The organism is Burkholderia sp. Ac-20353 (assembly GCF_017104785.1).
Lineage (GTDB): Bacteria > Pseudomonadota > Gammaproteobacteria > Burkholderiales > Burkholderiaceae > Burkholderia.
This window is the reverse complement of the sequence record NZ_JAAGPL010000474.1, coordinates 1-1,566: the sequence shown is the minus strand read 5'-3', so window position 1 is coordinate 1,566 and position 1,566 is coordinate 1. Positions and strand designations below refer to the sequence as shown.

Annotated in this window: 1 protein-coding gene; it reads left to right on the top strand. The window is 67.9% G+C overall.

Annotation, left to right across the window (positions count from 1 at the left end):
• The coding region (locus G3N94_RS41400) for a filamentous hemagglutinin N-terminal domain-containing protein (RefSeq protein WP_205799916.1) at positions 1-1,566 on the top strand (1,566 nt) is incomplete at both ends.

The window sequence follows — 1,566 nt, the reverse complement described above, 5'->3', positions numbered from 1 at the left end:
CAGCGGCGTGCCGGGCGTGCCGAACCTCGGCGTGTCGGCGCAGCAGGCGCTGCAGGCGAGCCAGCCGTCGATCCGCAACCTCGGGCATGCAGCGCAGGCGGTGGCCGCGCAGATCGCCGCGCAGCAGAGTGCGGCCGCGGCGGCGGCCGGGTTGCCGTCGACCGTGCCGAACGGGCTCGTACCGGGCGGCCTGCAAGTGGCAGCGGGCATCACCTTCGTGACGAACGACAAGGGCGACCGGGTCAGCCAGAACACCGACGCGACCAATCCGCTGCTGTGGGTCAACGCGAACGAGCCGCAGCAGACGGTCAACAGCAGCGGCCACGTGAACGTCGACGTGAAGCAGACCGGACAGAACGCGGTGCTGACGTGGGAGACGATGAACGTCGGGCGGCAGACGACGCTGAATTTCGACCAGTCGGCGGGCGCGCAGACGAACGGCGCGAACAACTGGGCGGTGCTGAACCGGATCAACGATCCGAGCGGTCGGCCGAGCCAGATTCTCGGCAACGTCACTGCGCAGGGCGCGGTGTATGTGATCAACCGCAACGGCGTGCTGTTCGGGGCCGGTTCGCAGGTGAACGTGCATTCGCTAGTCGCGTCGTCGCTGAACCTGCTCGACATGAAGAACCAGCTGATGCCGACGGCTGCGGATATCGCCGCGAGCAACCAGCAGTTCCTGAGCCTGCCGGCCGGCACGACGGGCGGGCTCGCGTATCCGGAGTCGGGGAGTTCGAGCGGGACGGTCGGGTCGTCGGGCAATCCGAACGAGGTGCTCGGGCTCGGTAATCAGGTGACGCTGATCGGCACGTACCAGGCGCCGGGTGACATCACGATCGAGCCGGGCGCATCGATCACGACGCACACCAACGGCACGGTCAGCGACGGCGGTTTTGTGCTGGTCGCCGCACCGAACGTGTCGAACGCGGGCAGCATTTCGGCGACGTCGGGGCAGGTCGTACTTGCGGCGGGTGTGGGGGTCAGTCTGCGGCCCAACGGCGCCGGGGGGACGGCCAATCCGCAGGTCCTGCTGCCGGAGCTGAGCGGACAGATCGTCACGGTCGACCCGGTCACTGGAGCGTCGATCGACGTGACGCCCGCCGGCACGTTGACCAATACGGGCATCACCCAGGCCGCGCGCGGCAACGTGAACCTGCTGGGCAGCCGGGTCGCGCAGAACGGCGTGGTGGGCGTCACGACGAGCGTGAATACGCCGGGCACGATCACGATTTCGACGGCGGACGAGTATGCGTCGAACAATCCGCTGGGTAATCCGTATCGGAATCAGGTCCTGAGCGGAGTCGACAATATAAACCGCGCTGGCTTGCTGAGCTTCGGGCCGGGATCGGTGACGGCGGTGCTGCCGGACAACAACGGCCAGACCGCGACGTCGACGCCGGGTACGACCTTCACGCCGGGCGGCATCACGATGACGGCCAGCTCCGTCTGGTTCCAGGGTGGTTCGCTGATCGAGGCGCCGGGTTCGAAGGTGTCGGTGACGGCCTATACGCCGTCGGTCGTGTCGAACCAGGCGCCGGGCCAGACCGCGGTGCCGGGCCGGATCTA